A 16,522-nucleotide genomic window follows, 5' to 3' on the forward strand; every position below is an offset into this window, starting at 1 on the left:
AAGTACCGATCAGGTCGGGGTATCAACATATCTGGCGTTGACTTTTGGCACGCTGTTGAGTTCTCAAGGAACGGACGCTTCCTTTGTACTCACCCTCGCGGGCTTTCCTCCGGGCGCTTCCCTTCGGTCTTGCGTTTCCGACTCTATCAGATCTTTCCGACCCGATTTCCTCGGTGCTTTCCAGGTTCCCGCTTTCGCGTTTCCCTTTCCGGCGGTTCCGACTCTATCAGACCCTTTCGGCCCTGATTCCCCGTCAGAAGGGGCTGTCTCCGCGACCCTTGGGCCGTTTCAACGAGGTGAGACTCTAGCGGACTCCCGGCTCCCGAGCTAATCGGGGGGCCGCGTTCATTCGAACGTGGATTCCTCATTCCGTTAATACGCGCACCGACAGGACGACGACGCCGACAATGCGACGGTTCATCGAAGAGTGGTGGGTACGTGCGGAATCGCTGTCCGGGGACCGACCGGGGCCGGCGCTCACGTCGGACAACTCGGAGAACATTAGGAGTGCGGGGCGGTCGTGTCAAATCCCGGGCGGGGCGGGCTGCGCGGGCGTAAGGTGGGCCCGTGATGACGCGTACGTGTACCCAGCTCTGGCGGGCCGCCTGACGGCGGCCGTACACACGTATGCACTCGACGGCCGCCGCTTCGGCGGCCGTTCTCGTATCTCCCTCCAGGAGGGGCGGCCGGCGGGTGGCGGCGGCCCAGACCAGGAGGTGGAGAGATGACACGGGTCTTCAGTGGGGTCAAGCCGACCGGGCACCTGACGCTGGGGAACTATCTGGGAGCCATGCGGCGGTGGGCCGCGGTGGACCAGCACCGGTCGGACGCGTTGTTCTGCGTCGTCGACCTGCACGCGCTGACCGTGGACCACGACCCGGCGCGGGTGCGCAGACTCAGCCGGCAGTCGGCGTCGCTGTTGCTGGCGGCGGGGCTCGATCCCGAGATGTGCACCGTGTTCGTGCAGAGTCACGTGGACGAGCACGCGCGGCTGTCGTACGTACTGGAGTGTGTGGCGACCGACGGCGAGATGCGGCGGATGATCCAGTACAAGGAGAAGGCCGCGCGGGAGCGGGAGCGTGGGGGGAGCGTGCGGCTGTCGCTGCTGACGTACCCGGTGCTGATGGCGGCCGACATCCTGGCGTACGGGACGGACGAGGTGCCGGTCGGGGACGACCAGACCCAGCATGTGGAGCTGGCGCGGGATCTCGCGGTGCGGTTCAACCAGCGGTACGGGCACACGTTCGTGGTGCCGCGGGTGACCAGTCCGGCGGTGGCGACGCGGGTCATGAATCTGCAGGAGCCCGCTTCGAAGATGGGCAAGAGCGACGACGTCGGGCCGGGGATCGTCTATCTGCTGGACGAGCCGGACGTGGTGCGGAAGAAGGTCGTGCGGGCCGTGACCGACAGCGGACGTGACGTCGTGTACGACCGGGAGGAGCGGCCGGGGCTCGCCAATCTGCTGGAGATCCTCGCCGCCTGCACGGGTGGTGACCCCGCGGAGCTGGCGGGTGGGTACGACTCGTACGGCGCGCTGAAGAAGGACACCGCGGAGGCGGTCGTCGAGGTGCTGCGGCCCGTGCGGGAGCGGCACCAGGAGCTCTGCGCCGACCCCGGGTACGTAGAGGGTGTGCTCCGGGAGGGGGCCGAGAAGGCGCGGGCTATGGCGCGGCCGACCGTGGACGCCGCTTACCGGGCGATCGGGCTGCTGCCCCCGGTGAACGCGGCCCGGTAGGCGCGGGGGCTGGTGGCGAGGCGCGAGGCGAAGTGCTGGCGCATCGTGACCTCGCTGCCGAAGCCCGCCCGGCGGGCGACCTCCGGCATGGGCAGGTCGGTGCGTTCGAGGAGCTTCTGGGCCGCGGCGATCCGCTGGTCCAGGAGCCAGCGCAGGGGCGTGGTGCCGGTGGCCGCCGCGAAGTGCCGGGCGAAGGAGCGCGGGGACATGCCTGCGCGGGCGGCCAGGTCGGCGACGGTGAGGGGCTCGTCGAGGTGGCGCAGGGCGTGTTCGCGGACGTCGGCGAGGGTGTCGGCGTCCCGGTCCGCGGGGTGGATGGGGTGCTCGATGAACTGGGCCTGGGTGCCGGTGCGGAAGGGTGCGGTGACCATCGAGCGGGCGATGGTGGCGGCGGCCTCGGCGCCGTGGGCCAGGCGGACCAGGTGGAGGCAGAGGTCGATGCCCGCTGCCGTGCCGGCGGCGGTCCAGATGTTGTCGTCCTCGATGAAGAGGGCGTCGGGGACGACGGTGACCCGGGGGTGGTGGGTGCGCAGGAGGTCGAGCAGCCGCCAGTGGGTGATGGCGCGGCGGCCGTCGAGCAGGCCGGCCTGGGCGAGGGTGAAGGTCCCTCCGCACAGGGCGGCGACGGTGGTGCCGCGGGCGTGGGCGCGGCGGAGCGCGGCGAGGACCGGGGCGGGTGCCGGGGTGAGGTGGTCGTCGAGGCCGGGGACGACGACGAGGTCGGCCTCCGCCAGCCAGTCGAGGGGGCGGTCGGGGTGCAGGGCGAGGCCGCCGCGCATCGGGACGGCGGTGGTGCCGTCGGCGGCGACGCGGCGCAGGTCGAAGGCGGGGGCGCCGCGGTCGGTGCGGTCGGTGCCCCAGACCTCGGTGATGACGGCGACGTCGAAGGCCCGGATGCCGGGGAAGGCGAGGAGGGCCACGCGGTAGGGGGCCGGTGTCGTCGCCGCGGCTGTGCCCGTCGTCAGCATGGTGGCAGTAAACCATCGATCGCTGACTTTCAGACCGCTGGGGCCGCTGCTCTCCGGGCGGCACGATCGGGGGCATGGATATCGCTGAGAACGCGGCACTGGTGGTCGTGGACGTGCAGAAGGGCTTCGAGGAGCTCGGCTTCTGGGGTACGCGCAACAACCCGGGGGCGGACGACAACATCGCCGCGCTCATCGACGCCTGGCAGTCGAGCGGACGGCCGGTCGTCTTCGTGCGGCACGACTCGGTGAAGGCCGGGTCGCCGTTGCGGACGGGGTACGAGGGCAACGGGTTCAAGGAGTACGTGGAACAGCGGCGCGGGAAGGGGGGCGGCGCCGAGCTGCTGGTCACGAAGAGCGTGAACTCGGCGTTCCTCGGCGCGCCGGACCTGGGCGACTGGCTGCGGGCGGCGGGGATCTCGCAGCTCGTGCTCGCCGGGATCCAGACGAACATGTGCGTCGAGACGACCGCACGGATGGGCGGGAACCTCGGGTACGACGTGGTGGTCCCGTTGGACGCGACGTACACCTTCGGCCTGGAGGGGCCCTTCGGCTGGCGGCAGAGCGCGGACGAGCTGGCACGCGCGTCGGCGGTGTCGCTGCACGGGGGCGGGTTCGCCCGGGTGGTGACGACGGAGGAGGTGCTGGCCGGATGCTGACCGGCGTGCGGTGAGCCCCGTGGGGGCGGGGCTCGTCCAGGTCGTCGGGTCCGGTTCGGCGGTGCGTCAGTCCTTGGTGCCGGAGGCCAGTTCGCGGCTGCGGTCGCGGGCGGCCTCCAGGGCGGCGATGAGGGCGGCGCGGACGCCGTGGTTCTCCAGCTCGCGGATGGCGTTGATGGTGGTGCCGGCGGGGGACGTGACGTTCTCCCGGAGCTTGACCGGGTGCTCGCCGCTGTCGCGGAGCATCTTCGCGGCGCCGATCGCGGACTGGACGATCAGGTCGTGGGCCTTGTCGCGGGGCAGGCCGAGGAGGATGCCGGCGTCGGTCATGGCCTCGACCAGGTAGAAGAAGTACGCCGGTCCCGAGCCGGAGAGGGCGGTGCAGGCATCCTGCTGGGACTCGGGGACGCGGAGGGTCTTGCCGACGGCACCGAAGATCTCCTCGGTGTGGGTCAGGTGGGCCGCGGTCGCGTGGGTGCCCGCCGAGATCACGGACATGGCCTCGTCGACGAGGGCCGGGGTGTTCGTCATGACGCGGACGACCGGGGTGCCGGGGGCGAGGCGCTCCTCGAAGAAGGAGGTGGGGATGCCCGCCGCGCCGCTGATGACCAGGCGGTCGGCCGGGACGTGCGGGGCGAGTTCGTCGAGGAGGGTGCCCATGTCCTGGGGCTTGACCGTGAGGATCAGGGTGTCGGCGGTCTTGGCGGCCTCGGCGTTGGTGACCGGGGTGACTCCGTGGCGGGCGCGGAGTTCGTCGGCCCGCTCCCGGCGGCGGGCGGTGACCAGGAGGTCGGCGGGGGCCCAGCCGGCGCCGATCATGCCGCTGAGGAGGGCTTCGCCGATCTTGCCGGTGCCGAGGACTGCGACTTTCTGGGTCATGGGTTCGGTGCCCTTCGGGGTGTGCGCGTCGTCCGGGGTCATCCTCGCACCGCGGGTGGGGGTGGGGGTGGCGCGTCCAGTCCGCGGGACGCGGGTGGGAGGGGCGCGGGTGGGGTGTGCGGGGTCCTCAGGCGCCGGACGGGCTGGTCGGTCATGCCGTACGGCGCTTCAGGGTGGCCGCTCCCAGAGCCAGGACCAGCAGGGCGCAGCCGGCGACGATCAGGGCGTCGCGTACGAAGGTGGCGGTCATGTCGGTGTGGCGCAGGACCTCGTTCATGCCGTCCACCGCGTAGGACATGGGCAGGACGTCGGAGACGGCCTCCAGGGCCGGGTGCATGTTGTCGCGCGGGGTGAAGAGGCCGCAGAGGAGGAGCTGGGGGAAGATCACCGCCGGCATGAACTGGACCGCCTGGAATTCCGAGGCCGCGAAGGCCGAGACGAAGAGGCCGAGCGCGGTGCCCAGGAGGGCGTCGAGCAGGGCGACCAGGAGGAGGAGCCAGGGGCTGCCTGTCACGTCCAGGCCCAGGAACCAGACCGCGAGACCGGTGGCGAGGGCCGACTGGACGATGGCGAGGACGCCGAAGGCGAGGGCGTAGCCGGCGATGAGGTCGCCCTTGCCGAGCGGCATGGCGAGGAGGCGTTCGAGGGTGCCGGAGGTGCGCTCGCGCAGCGTCGCGATGGACGTGACCAGGAACATCGTGATCAGCGGGAAGATGCCGAGGAGCGAGGCGCCGATGTTGTCGAAGGTGCGCGGGCTGCCGTCGAAGACGTAGCGCAGCAGGAAGAGCATCACGCAGGGGATGAGCATCAGGAGCGCGATGGTGCGGGGGTCGTGGCTCAGCTGGCGCAGGACCCGGGTCGCGGTGGCCGTGGTGCGGAAGAGGCTCAGGGGGCGGGTGGGCGCCGGGGTGAGGGTGGGCGCAGCCGCCGCGGGGGCCGTGGGCGTGGTCATCGGGTGGTCTCCTTCGTGCGGGCCGCCGCCTTGGCCTTCGCCTCGTCGACCAGGTGGAGGAAGGCCTCCTCGACCGTCTCGGAGCCGGTTCGGGTGCGCAGGGCGTCGGGGGTGTCGTCGGCGAGGACCTCGCCCTCGCGCATCAGGAGCAGCCGGTGGCAGCGCTCGGCCTCGTCCATGACGTGGGAGGAGACGAGGAGGGTGGCGCCGCGGTCGGCGGCGATGGAGTGGAAGAGGGCCCACAGGTCCCGGCGGAGTACGGGGTCGAGGCCGACCGTGGGTTCGTCGAGGACCAGGAGTTCGGGGGCGCCGAGGAGGGCCACGGCGAGGGAGACGCGGCTGCGCTGGCCGCCGGAGAGGTTGCCGGCCAGGGCGTCGGCACGGGTGGTGAGGTCGACGTCGGCGATGACCCGGGTGACGTCCTCGCGGCGGCGGTCGGCGGCCGCCCGGCCGGGGTCGAGGATCTCGGCGAAGTAGTCCAGGTTCTGGCGGACGGTCAGGTCGTCGAAGACGGACGGGGCCTGGGTGACGTAGCCGACGCGGGTGCGCAGGGCGGGGTGGCCGGCCGGGCGGCCGAGGACGTCCAGGGTGCCGGTGACCTTGGACTGGGTGCCGACGATCGACCGCATCAGGGTCGACTTGCCGCAGCCGGAGGGGCCGAGGAGGCCGGTGATGCGGCCGCGCGGCACGGTGAAGCCGAGGCCCCGCAGGACGGTGCGGGTACCGCGGACGACGGTGAGGTCTTCGGCGTGGACGGCGGGCGGGGCGGGGTCGTCGCCGTGTCCTTCGGGTGGCCGGGAGGAGTGTCCCGTCGAGTAATTCATCATGTGATGAATACTCCTCCCGGGCGCCCGTGGCGTCAAGGGCCGCCGAGCGTTCTCACGCTTCGGGAGTCCGGGCGACGAGGAGGTGGACGTCGTACGTCTCCTCGACGCGTCCGGTCGGGAAGACGGCCAGCAGGTGGCGGCGCTCCTCGGCGAAGAAGGCCGCGGCGCGTTCCTCGGTGTCGGTCAGGAAGACCGAGTGGCTGCCGAGGTTGGCCAGGTGGGTGTCGAGGGGGACGCGTCGGCTCCAGCGGACCTCGCGGTGGACGAAGCCGAGCGTGCCGGTGGGGTCGGCGACGCGGGCGTCGAAGTCCCGCTTCTGGGCGGAGAGGTTCAGGTGCGCGAAGTGCCGGTCGACGCGTCGCGCCGACTCCGCGATCCACGGCACGTCGTGGGCGTCGGTGTTCCACCACAGCGCCAGCGCGCCGCCCGGACGCAGCACGCGCAGCGCCTCCGGGACGGACAGGGCGGGGTCGGTCCAGTGCCAGGCCTGGGCGTAGGTGAGCAGGTCGGCGCTGCGGCCGGCGAGGGGCAGGGCGTTGCCGTTGCCGCGGACCACGGGCACGCCGGGGAGGGTGCGGCGGAACTCGGTGGCCATGCCGGCGCCCGGTTCCACGGCGATCACGTCGGCGCCGCGCTCGTGCAGGCGGGCGGTGGCGAGGCCTGTGCCGGCGCCGACGTCCACGACGCGGGCGCCCTTGAGGGGGCGGCCGGTCAGCTCCTCCAGCGCGTCGAAGAGGGCGGGCGGGTAGGAGGGCCGGTTGGCGGCGTACTGGACGGCGGCGGCGTTGAAGGAGTGGGCGCGGGCGCTGTGGTGGGCCCGCGCGGAGGCGGTCGCGGCGGCCGGGTCGTCCGGGGTCAGCGGTGTCGTCATACGGCCATGGTGGCCGGGCGGGCCCGGACGGGGAGGGGGGTTTCCGGGAGCGCCGTGGGCGGCGGGCTCCCGCCCGGGTTACTTCCCGCGGCGCTTCCGCGACGGGTTGCCCGAGCGGCGGGTGGTGCGCTTCTCGTACTCCTCGCGCGCCTTCTCGTACTCCTCGCGGTGCAGTTTCTCGCCCGGCGCCTCGGTGAAGGTGCGGAAGAAGTAGGCGAGGAGGGAGCCGACGAAGCCGATGGCGAGCAGGCCGCGCATGGAGGCCTGGCGGTCGGGGTCGGGGCGGCTGGTGAAGCCGGACCAGGTGTGGCGGAAGGCCAGGGCGCTGCAGATCGCGAACATCACGATCATCAGCAGCGAGACGAAGCTGCCGATGTCGGCGATCTGGAGGCCCTGGTACGCGACGCGGAGCACGAAGCAGGCGGCGGCCGCGACGGCGAGGGAGCCCACGGCGAGACCCACCCGGCGGGCGGTGTAACCGTGGCCGTGGTCCACCCAGGTCGTGCCGTAGAACCGGAGGGGTTCGGGGCGGGGGCCCGCGGGGATGTCCGGGCTGCCGTTCTTGCCGTTCTCTGCGCTCACGGGTCGATTATGGCGCCGGTGCGGCGCGGGCCCCGGGCGGGCCCGGCACACCGGACGAGGCGCGTGGGGCGAGCGGTGCGGTCAGCCGCCCTGGCCGGCGCTGCCCATCGGACCGACCTTCACCGGGGAGCCCGGTTCGTCCGAGGCGGGCAGGGAGGCGCCGCCCGGCCAGTCGAGGGTGACCGACTTGGTCTCGTTCGGCGGGGTCACCACGAGCCCCGTGATGCGGACGCCGGAGCCGCCCGTGTTGTTGATCGGGTAGGTGATGCCGAAGGTCACGTTCTCGCCGTCCTTGAGGACCACCGGCGAGGCCTCCGCGCCCGTGCGCTCCGCGGAGAGGGTTCCCGTGTTGGTCTTCAGGTCGACGCCCGCGTAGCCCGCGAGCGTGCAGTCCCGGCCGCCGCCGTTCTTCAGGTCCACCGCGACGGTGCCCTCGGTGTCGCCGCCGACGGTGGCGTCCATCGCCGTGATCTCCAGCTCGTCGGTGCGGCACTTGGCGGCCTTGCCGTCCTCGGCGGACCCGCCGGACCCGCCGGTGCCACCGGATCCGCTGGTGCCACCGGTTCCGTTGGGGGTCTTCCCCGCGGAGTCCGTCCCGCCCTCCTGGTCCGAGCCGGCCGATCCCGACCCGCCGTTCGAGGAGGACGCGGTGGAGGCGGCCGGCGGGGCGGCGCTCTGGTCCGTGCCGTCGTCGCCCTGGCAGGCCGTGAGCGAGAGACCGGCGGCGAGGGCCATGGCGGCGAGGGTCAGCTTGCGAACGCGCATCGTTGTCTACCTCAGAGTCGGTTGGCGTGCCGGGCCGCCCGTACCCATCGGTGCGAGCGGCGCTTCCGATCATCAGGAGCCGCTCGGCCCGGCAGACCGTTCCCGTCGGCAACCTCCTAATACGTTGCTGGGACAGCGCTGTTACAAGGTCATCAGCGGCGGCCGGCTCAGCAGCGAGGGGCCACGTAGCCGTCGCTGCCGGTGCGGACGTAGGCGTCGGAGACGTACTGGCCGCTGCCGATGTTGTCCCAGATGTTCGAGGTGCCGTAGGGGCCGGAGACCCGCTCCCCCGTGCGCTGGCAGTTGATCGTGACCCTGGAGCCCTCGGCCAGGACCCGCACCACCGAGTAGCCGGTGCCCGGGCCGCTGCGGACGTTCAGGCGGTAGCCCGGCGCGACCGGGTAGGAACTCAGGGCCGCCGCCGCGACGACTCCCCCGGCCTGCCCCGCTTCTTCCTCTTCGCCGCCGATGTTCTGGACCTGGTCGACAGACATGGACGAACTCCCCCCGTTGAGCCCCACGACTTTCGTGGGGCACCGTTGATACCCCGGGAACAAGCCATGAAACACCAGTTCGCCACTCGCACACGCGAGTCGGCAGGCCGCCTCTGTCCCACAGGCCCCATCGACTAGGCTCCGAGCATCGCTCGCGCGAACGAACAGCACGGGGGTGGTTCCATGGCGCCGCAGCGGGATGCCGGAGCGGACGCGGAAGCGGAACTTCCGGAGTACGCCGGCCACTACCGGCTGGAGTCCCGCCTCGGCTCGGGCGGCATGGGCGTCGTGCACCTGGCCCGCAGCACCTCCGGGATGCGCGTCGCGGTCAAGGTCGTGCATGCGACGTATGCCAGGGACCCCGAGTTCAGGGGGCGTTTCCGGCAGGAGGTGGCCGCGGCCCGGCGGGTGAGCGGGGCCTTCACGGCGCCGGTCGTGGACGCCGACCCGGAGGCCGGGCGGCCCTGGATGGCCACGCTGTTCATCCCCGGTCCCACGCTCTCGGAGCACGTGAAGCGGAACGGGCCGATGGACGAGCCCCAGCTGCGCCGGCTGATGGCCGGACTCGCCGAGGCGCTGCGCGACATCCATCGGGTCGGCGTCGTGCACCGGGATCTGAAACCGAGCAACGTCCTGCTCGCCGAGGACGGTCCGAAGGTCATCGACTTCGGCATCTCCCGGCCGAAGGACAGCGAACTGCGCACCGAGACCGGGAAGCTGATCGGTACGCCGCCGTACATGGCCCCCGAGCAGTTCCGGCGGCCCCGGGAGGTGGGGCCCGCGGCCGACGTCTTCACCCTCGGCTCGCTGATGGTGCACGCGGCGACCGGGCGGGGGCCCTTCGACTCCGACAGCCCGTACGTCGTCGCCTACCAGGTCGTGCACGACGAACCCGATCTGACCGGCGTACCGGACTCGCTCGCGCCGCTGGTGGTGCGGTGTCTGGCCAAGGAGCCCGAGGACCGGCCGACGCCGGACGAGTTGATGCGGGAACTGCGGTCGGTCGCGGCGGCCTTCGACACGCAGGTGTTCATACCGGCACCGCGGGCGGAGCGGGCCGAGACCCCGCAGGAGGCCGGTGAGGAACCCGCCCCGCGGACTCCCGCCGAGCCGTCCGAACGGTCCGGGCGGGTCGTACGGCGGCTGGGGAAGCGGTCGGCGCTCGTCGCCGGGGCGTTGGGGCTCGCCGTGGCCGGGAGCCTCGTGGCGGTGCAGGCGTTCGGCGGTGCCGAGCCCGCGCGCACGCCCACCGCGCAGAGTGCGCCGGGCGGGTTCGGGGCGTGGGAGGCGGGGCCCGCGACGAAGGGCGGCGGGATGCCGCAGTGCTCGTACGCGGCCCGGCGGCTGCTGTGCGCGCGGCCCGGTCTGGTCTTCGCGGTCGACCCGGCCGACGGAAGCACGCTGTGGCGCCACCCCGTCGAGGAGACCGTGCGGGACGAACCGCCGGTCGTGTCGGGCGGGCTCGTGCAGCCCGAGGTGGGCCTGCTGGGCCCGCTGGAGGCGCTCGACCCCGCGACGGGCGAGCCGAAGTGGCAGGAGGACATGCCCCCGTACGACGGGCTGCGTACCGTCGGCGACATGCTGCTGCTCACCCGCGCCGACGGGATGGTCACCGGCGTGGACAGCGCCTCGGGAAGGACGAAGTGGTCGCGCCGGATCCCCGGGCAGGCGGTGCCGTACTTCACGTCGTTCGCCGGGGAGCGGCGGCCGACGGCGTACGCGACGAGCCAGAGCGCGGACGGGAAGGGGACCCGCGTCACCGCCGTGGACCCGGCGAGCGGGGACGTGCGCTGGGACGCGGAGCTGGCGGGGGAGCTGAAGCCCGTGGGGGCCGCGGACGGTTCCGTGTTCCTCGTCGCCGAGGGGGCGGCCTACGGCGACGTCAGGACCGTGGTCCGCTACACGCCGGCCACCGGGGCGACCCGGCGGGTGACGCTGCCGATCCCGGTCGAGGCGGCGCAGGCCGGGGTGCGCGGGGACACCGTGTACCTCATGGGCGCGGGCGGCTCGCTGGTGGCCGCCGACATGGCGGCGGGGAAGCAGGCGTGGCGGCTGGAGACGGGCGTGAGCCGGGGCTCTTCGCCGGTCTCCGACGGGCGGCACGTGTACGTCACCGCGCCCGACGGGCGGCTCCTCGGTGTCGACGCGCGCCGGGGCAAGCTCCTCGGGCAGACCCGGCCCCGGCTCGGCCCCGACTCCGACAAGGTGCCCGCCTCGCTGCCGGCGCCGCTGCTCGTGGGCGGGTACGTGTACGCCGGGGCGCCGGACGGCACGGTGTTCGGGGTGTCGGGGCGGGACCCGGGGGCCTGGTAGGCCGTACCGGGTCCCCTGCCGGGGCCCTCGGGGTTGTCCCCCGGGGCGGGGTCAGCCCAGCTTGCTGACGTCGCGCACCGCGCCCTTGTCCGCGCTGGTGGCCATCGCGGCGTACGCCTTGAGGGCCGCGGAGACCTTGCGGTCGCGGTTCTTCGGGGCGTACACGCCGTTCAGGGCCTGCTCGCGGCGGGTCAGCTCGGCGTCGTCCACGAGCAGCTCGATGGAGCGGTTCGGGATGTCGATGCGGATGCGGTCGCCGTCCTCGACCAGGGCGATGGTGCCGCCGGCCGCCGCCTCCGGGGAGGCGTGGCCGATGGACAGGCCGGACGTGCCGCCGGAGAAGCGGCCGTCGGTGACCAGGGCGCAGGCCTTTCCGAGGCCGCGGCCCTTGAGGTACGAGGTCGGGTAGAGCATCTCCTGCATGCCGGGGCCGCCCTTGGGGCCCTCGTAGCGGATGACGACGACGTCGCCCTCCTTGACCTGCTGGGTGAGGATCTTCTGGACGGCCTCCTCCTGCGACTCGCAGACGACCGCCGGGCCCTCGAAGGTCCAGATGGACTCGTCGACGCCGGCCGTCTTGACCACGCAGCCGTCCACGGCGAGGTTGCCGCGCAGGACCGCGAGGCCGCCGTCCTGGGAGTAGGCGTGCTCGACGGAGCGGATGCAGCCGCCCTCGGCGTCCTCGTCCAGGGTGTCCCAGCGCTCGGACTGGGAGAAGGCCTCGGCGGAGCGGACGCAGCCGGGGGCCGCGTGCCACAGCTCGACGGCCTCCTGGGAGGGGGAGCCGCCGCGCACGTCCCAGGTCTTCAGCCAGTCGGCCAGGGACGGGCTGTGGACGGAGTGGACGTCCTCGTTGAGCAGGCCGCCGCGGTGCAGTTCGCCGAGGAGCGCCGGGATGCCGCCCGCGCGGTGCACGTCCTCCATGTAGTACGTGCGGCCCTTGGCGACGTTCGGCGCGACCTTGGCGAGGCACGGGACGCGGCGCGAGAGGGCGTCCATCTCGGTGAGGCCGTAGGGGACCTCCGCCTCCTGGGCGGCGGCCAGCAGGTGCAGGATCGTGTTGGTGGAACCGCCCATCGCGATGTCGAGCGCCATGGCGTTCTCGAAGGCCGCGGGGGTGGCGATGTTGCGGGGCAGGACCGAGTCGTCGTCCTGCTCGTAGTAGCGGCGGGTCAGGTCCAGGACCGTGCGGGCCGCGTTCTCGTAGAGCGCCTTGCGGGCGGTGTGGGTGGCCAGGACCGAGCCGTTGCCGGGCAGGGAGAGGCCGATCGCCTCGGTCAGGCAGTTCATCGAGTTGGCGGTGAACATGCCGGAACAGGAGCCGCAGGTGGGGCAGGCGTTCTCCTCGATGCGGAGGATGTCCGCGTCGGAGATCTTCTCGTTGACCGCCTCCGACATCGCGTCGACCAGGTCGAGGGTGCGGACCGTGCCGTCGACCAGGGTGGCGCGGCCGGACTCCATCGGGCCGCCGGAGACGAAGACCGTCGGGATGTTCAGGCGGAGCGCCGCGTTGAGCATGCCCGGGGTGATCTTGTCGCAGTTGGAGATGCAGATCAGGGCGTCGGCGCAGTGCGCCTCGACCATGTACTCCACGCTGTCCGCGATCAGGTCGCGGGAGGGGAGGCTGTAGAGCATGCCGCCGTGGCCCATGGCGATGCCGTCGTCCACGGCGATCGTGTTGAACTCGCGCGGGATGCCGCCGGCCGCGACGACCGCCTCGCTGACGATCCGGCCGACCGGCGCCAGGTGGGTGTGGCCCGGCACGAACTCCGTGAAGCTGTTGGCGACGGCGATGATCGGCTTACGCCCGATGTCCGCGCCGGGTACACCGGAGGCACGCATAAGGGCGCGGGCGCCCGCCATGTTGCGGCCGTGGGTGACAGTGCGGGACCTCAGTTCGGGCATCGTCGCTCGCTCCTTCGGAGAGTTATGACTGCCGTCGAGCGTACGCCGGTCATCCAGGGGTCGGGACGGGGTGTCCGGAATGCGGGACGCCCGTCTCGTCGTACGCCGTGGGCGGGTGTTGTCAGGGGCCGGTGAGGTGGCCCTGTACGACCGGGGCCAGGCGGGCGACGATCTGCTCCGGGTCCGCGGAGGCCAGCGGCTCGACCTTGATCACATACCGGAGCATGGCGCAGCCCACCAGCTGTGCCGCGGCCAGTTCGACGCGCAGGTCCGCGTCCGGCAGGCCCACCTGGGCGGCGACCCGGCTCAGCACCTGGGCGGCGATGAGCCGGCGGAAGACGGCGGCGGCGGTCTCGTTGTTCACGGCGGAGCGGACGATGGCCAGCAGGGGCGTCCGGCTGGCCGGGTTCTCCCACAGGCCGAGGATGAAGCGGGTGAGCCGCTCGCCGACCTCGTCGAGGGGGGCGTCGCCGATCGCGTCGGGGGCCCGCAGGGCCGGTGCGAAGGCGACCTCGATGGCCGCCTCGAAGACCTGCTCCTTGGTGCCGAAGTAGTGGTGCACCAGCGCCGGGTCCACGCCCGCCGCCTTGGCGATGCCGCGCACGGAGGTCTTCTCGTAGCCGCGCTCGGAGAACTCCTCGCGGGCGGTGACGAGGATGCGGTCGCGGGTGTCCCCGGACTCCGTACCGGGCGGGCGGCCGCGGCGCCGGGTGGTCCCGTCGGCGTCTCCGCTCACCGGCGGTCCGTCCACGCCGCCGGGCCGCCCGGCACCGGGGACGCGGTCTGCGCCAGGTGCAGGCGGGTGAAGGCGAGCGCCTCGGCGAGATCGGCCTCACGTTCGGCGCTGGACATCGCGCGCCTGGTGTTGACCTCGATGACGACGTGGCCGTCGAAGCCGGTGTGCGCGAGGTGCTCCAGCACTTCGGCGCAGGGCTGGTTGCCGCGGCCGGGGACGAGGTGCTCGTCCTTGGCGGAGCCCTTGCCGTCGGCCAGGTGGACGTGGCCGAGGCGGTCGCTCATGCGGTCGACCATGTCGAGGGCGTCGGTACGGGAGGTGGCGGCGTGGCTGAGGTCGATCGTGAAGTGCCGGTAGTCGTCCTTCGTCACGTCCCAGTCGGGGGCGTACGCCTGCATCTCGCGGTCGCGGTAGCGCCAGGGGTACATGTTCTCCACGGCGAAGCGGACGTCCGTCTCGTCGGCCATCCGCCAGATGCCGTCGACGAAGTCCCGCGCGTACTGGCGCTGCCAGCGGAACGGGGGATGGACCACCACGGTGCTCGCGCCGAGCTTCTCGGCGGCGGCGCGGGCGCGCTGGAGCTTGACCCAGGGGTCGGTGGACCAGACGCGCTGGGTGATGAGCAGGCACGGTGCGTGCACGGCGAGTATCGGCACGCGGTGGTAGTCGCTGAGCCTGCGCAGCGCCTCGATGTCCTGGCTGACCGGGTCCGTCCAGACCATCACCTCCACGCCGTCGTAGCCGAGGCGCGCGGCGATCTCGAAGGCCGTCGCCGTCGACTCCGGGTAGACGGAAGCCGTCGACAGGGCGACCTTCGTGTCCGGGGTGCGGATCACGTCCCTGGGTTTTGCCACGGGGATCAGGGTACGGGGTGAGCGTTGGGGGGTGCGGGGTGCCCATTCGCCGTTGTGGTGATTGCCATAGGGCGGCTGCGCGACGGTTCGTGGTCGCTCGCGCCCACGCGGCGGAGCCGCACATCGATACAGCCCCGCGCCCCTGTCGGGGCGCTATCCCTGCCCCATGCGGTCCAGGCGTCGCAGGATCACGCCCTCTCTGAGGGCCCACGGGCAGATTTCCAGGTTCTCCACGCGGAAGAGGTCCATCGCGGCCTCGGCCACCAGGGCGCCGGCCAGGAGCTGGTGCGCCCGGCCCTCGGAGACGCCGGGGAGTTCGGCGCGCTCGGCGCTGGTCATGGCGGCCAGGCGGGGCACCCAGGCCTCCAGCGAGGCGCGCTTCAGCTCGCGCTGGACGTAGAGGCCCTCGGCGGAGCGGGCGGCGCCGGTGATGCGGGCCAGCTGCCGGAAGGTCTTCGAGGTGGCGACCACGTGGTCGGGGGCGCCCAGGCGGCTGAAGTCGCCGACGGTCCGGGCGATCTCCGTACGGACGTGGCGGCGCAGCGCCCTGACGTCGTCCGGGTGGGGCGGGTCGCCGGGCAGCCGGGCCGCGGTCAGCCGGCCCGCGCCGAGCGGCAGCGACACGGCGGCGTCGGGCTCCTCGTCGATGCCGTACGCGATCTCCAGGGAGCCGCCGCCGATGTCGAGGACCAGCAGCCTGCCCGCGGACCAGCCGAACCAGCGGCGGGCGGCGAGGAAGGTGAGCCGGGCCTCCTCGGCGCCGGTGAGGACGGTCAGCTCGACGCCGGTCTCGGCGCGCACGCGCGCGAGGACGTCGTCGGCGTTGGTCGCCTCCCGCACGGCCGAGGTGGCGAACGGCAGGAGGTCCTCGACGCCCTTGTCCTCGGCGGCCTGGAGCGCCTCCCGGACGACCGCGGCCAGCCGGTCGACGCCGTCGGGGCCGATCGCCCCGTCCTCGTCGAGGAGCTGGGCGAGGCGCAGTTCCACCTTGTGCGAGTGGGCGGGCAGCGGGCGGGCGCCGGGATGCGCGTCCACCACCAGCAGATGCACCGTGTTCGAACCCACGTCGAGGACACCGAGTCTCATGTAGGGAACGCTACTGCCGGCGGCGCTCGCGGTGGTGCCCTCCTCGCGCCCGGGCGACTTACCCTGGAGCCGTGCCAAAGACGAAAAAGGCGAAGGACGAAAAGTCGGCCAAGAAGGATAAAAAGCCCGTACCGGTCGAAGGAGCGGGCGACGAGAAGGGGCTCGACTTCGCGCGCGCGTGGGTGGAGTTTCCCGATCCGGCGGACGACGAGCAGGTCTTCCGGTGCGATCTGACATGGCTGACCTCCCGCTGGAACTGCATCTTCGGCAGCGGCTGCCAGGGCATCCAGGCGGGCCGCGCGGACGACGGGTGCTGCTCGCTGGGCGCGCACTTCTCCGACGAGGACGACGAGAAGCGGGTCGCCGGGCACGTGGCGCGGCTCACGCCGGACATCTGGCAGCACCACGCCGAGGGCACGCGGAACGGCTGGACCTCCGAGGACGACGAGGGCTCCCGGCAGACCCGGCCCTTCCAGGGCTCGTGCATCTTCCAGAACCGGCCGGGCTTCTCCGGGGGTGCGGGCTGCTCGCTGCACATCCTGGCGCTGAAGGAGGGGCGGGAGCCGCTGGAGACGAAGCCGGACGTGTGCTGGCAGCTGCCGGTCCGGCGGACGTTCGAATGGATCGACCGGCCCGACGACACGCGCGTGCTCCAGGTGTCGATCGGTGAGTACGACCGGCGGGGGTGGGGGCCGGGCGGGCACGACCTGCACTGGTGGTGCACCTCGGCGACCTCGGCGCACGGCGCGGGTGACCCGGTGTACGTGTCCTACCGGCCGGAGCTGATCGAGCTGATGGGCAAGGCGGGGTACGACCGGCTGGTCGAGCTGTGCGAGGAGCGGCTGGCGTCGCAGCTGCCGTTGCTGGCGCCGCATCCGGCGGACCCCGCCCGCTGAGAC

The 16,522-nt window shown here is 72.6% G+C and carries 16 protein-coding genes; 4 read left to right on the forward strand and 12 right to left on the reverse strand.

The genetic code is table 11. The features are described 5' to 3' along the window. Positions 1-724: 724 nt before the first annotated feature. Positions 725-1,735: a tryptophan--tRNA ligase gene (gene trpS / locus ACZ56V_RS12320; protein ID WP_468941667.1), complete on the forward strand. Its 1,011-nt coding sequence runs from the start codon at positions 725-727 to the stop codon at positions 1,733-1,735. On the opposite strand, the gene ACZ56V_RS12325 is transcribed toward trpS, so the two are convergent. After that, the gene (locus ACZ56V_RS12325) at positions 1,690-2,703 is read right to left on the reverse strand and encodes a GlxA family transcriptional regulator (protein WP_468941670.1); all 1,014 of its coding nucleotides are present in this window, start codon (positions 2,701-2,703) and stop codon (positions 1,690-1,692) included. The two genes, trpS and ACZ56V_RS12325, sit on opposite strands and share 46 nt — an antisense overlap. Positions 2,704-2,777: 74 nt before the next feature. Between ACZ56V_RS12325 and ACZ56V_RS12330 the strand changes: the two genes are divergently transcribed. Next, the gene (locus tag ACZ56V_RS12330) at positions 2,778-3,359 is read left to right on the forward strand and encodes a cysteine hydrolase family protein (RefSeq protein ID WP_398918340.1); all 582 of its coding nucleotides are present in this window, start codon (positions 2,778-2,780) and stop codon (positions 3,357-3,359) included. A 66-nt stretch (positions 3,360-3,425) separates the two neighbouring features. Here the strand turns inward: ACZ56V_RS12330 and proC are convergent, their stop codons facing one another. From proC to ACZ56V_RS12365, 7 genes are all read right to left on the reverse strand, one after another. Then, positions 3,426-4,238 carry a pyrroline-5-carboxylate reductase gene (gene proC / locus ACZ56V_RS12335; protein ID WP_356859502.1) on the reverse strand — a complete coding sequence of 271 codons (813 nt, stop codon included), beginning with the start codon at positions 4,236-4,238 and terminating at the stop codon, positions 3,426-3,428. 151 nt (positions 4,239-4,389) lie between these two features. After that, positions 4,390-5,190 carry an ABC transporter permease gene (locus ACZ56V_RS12340; RefSeq protein WP_356370462.1) on the reverse strand — a complete coding sequence of 267 codons (801 nt, stop codon included), beginning with the start codon at positions 5,188-5,190 and terminating at the stop codon, positions 4,390-4,392. Beyond that, positions 5,187-6,017 (reverse strand): ABC transporter ATP-binding protein, encoded by an 831-nt coding sequence (locus ACZ56V_RS12345; protein ID WP_398918337.1) that lies wholly within the window; start codon positions 6,015-6,017, stop codon positions 5,187-5,189. Before ACZ56V_RS12345 ends, ACZ56V_RS12340 begins: the two co-directional genes overlap by 4 nt. A gap of 52 nt (positions 6,018-6,069) precedes the next feature. After that, positions 6,070-6,888: a class I SAM-dependent methyltransferase gene (locus ACZ56V_RS12350; protein ID WP_468941676.1), complete on the reverse strand. Its 819-nt coding sequence runs from the start codon at positions 6,886-6,888 to the stop codon at positions 6,070-6,072. Between the two features lie 78 nt (positions 6,889-6,966). After that, positions 6,967-7,470, reverse strand: coding sequence for an EamA/RhaT family transporter (locus tag ACZ56V_RS12355; RefSeq protein ID WP_398918333.1), 504 nt, complete (start codon positions 7,468-7,470; stop codon positions 6,967-6,969). Between the two features lie 81 nt (positions 7,471-7,551). Next, entirely contained in the window at positions 7,552-8,235 is a 684-nt protein-coding gene (locus ACZ56V_RS12360; protein ID WP_468941679.1) for a DUF4232 domain-containing protein, read from the reverse strand. 167 nt (positions 8,236-8,402) lie between these two features. Further along, positions 8,403-8,729 carry an SH3 domain-containing protein gene (locus ACZ56V_RS12365; protein ID WP_467384715.1) on the reverse strand — a complete coding sequence of 109 codons (327 nt, stop codon included), beginning with the start codon at positions 8,727-8,729 and terminating at the stop codon, positions 8,403-8,405. Positions 8,730-8,912: 183 nt separating this feature from the next. Between ACZ56V_RS12365 and ACZ56V_RS12370 the strand changes: the two genes are divergently transcribed. Beyond that, positions 8,913-11,042 (forward strand): protein kinase domain-containing protein, encoded by a 2,130-nt coding sequence (locus tag ACZ56V_RS12370; protein WP_468941683.1) that lies wholly within the window; start codon positions 8,913-8,915, stop codon positions 11,040-11,042. Positions 11,043-11,093: 51 nt separating this feature from the next. On the opposite strand, the gene ilvD is transcribed toward ACZ56V_RS12370, so the two are convergent. The 4 genes from ilvD to ACZ56V_RS12390 all read right to left on the reverse strand — a co-directional run bounded on the left by ilvD (position 11,094) and on the right by ACZ56V_RS12390 (position 15,623). Further along, on the reverse strand, positions 11,094-12,947 hold the full coding sequence (gene ilvD, locus ACZ56V_RS12375; protein WP_468941686.1) for a dihydroxy-acid dehydratase: 1,854 nt from the start codon (positions 12,945-12,947) through the stop codon (positions 11,094-11,096). A gap of 121 nt (positions 12,948-13,068) precedes the next feature. Continuing rightward, positions 13,069-13,683 (reverse strand): TetR/AcrR family transcriptional regulator, encoded by a 615-nt coding sequence (locus tag ACZ56V_RS12380; protein ID WP_468941689.1) that lies wholly within the window; start codon positions 13,681-13,683, stop codon positions 13,069-13,071. Continuing rightward, positions 13,680-14,537, reverse strand: coding sequence for a sugar phosphate isomerase/epimerase family protein (locus ACZ56V_RS12385; RefSeq protein WP_398918321.1), 858 nt, complete (start codon positions 14,535-14,537; stop codon positions 13,680-13,682). The genes ACZ56V_RS12380 and ACZ56V_RS12385 overlap by 4 nt, the downstream gene beginning before the upstream one ends. Before the next feature lie 153 nt (positions 14,538-14,690). Beyond that, positions 14,691-15,623 carry a Ppx/GppA family phosphatase gene (locus ACZ56V_RS12390; protein WP_468941693.1) on the reverse strand — a complete coding sequence of 311 codons (933 nt, stop codon included), beginning with the start codon at positions 15,621-15,623 and terminating at the stop codon, positions 14,691-14,693. A 71-nt stretch (positions 15,624-15,694) separates the two neighbouring features. Between ACZ56V_RS12390 and ACZ56V_RS12395 the strand changes: the two genes are divergently transcribed. Then, positions 15,695-16,519, forward strand: a complete 825-nt coding sequence (locus tag ACZ56V_RS12395) for a DUF3109 family protein (protein ID WP_398918318.1) — start codon at positions 15,695-15,697, stop codon at positions 16,517-16,519. Positions 16,520-16,522 lie beyond the last annotated feature (3 nt).

This window comes from Streptomyces sp. NPDC034099 (assembly GCF_055575415.1).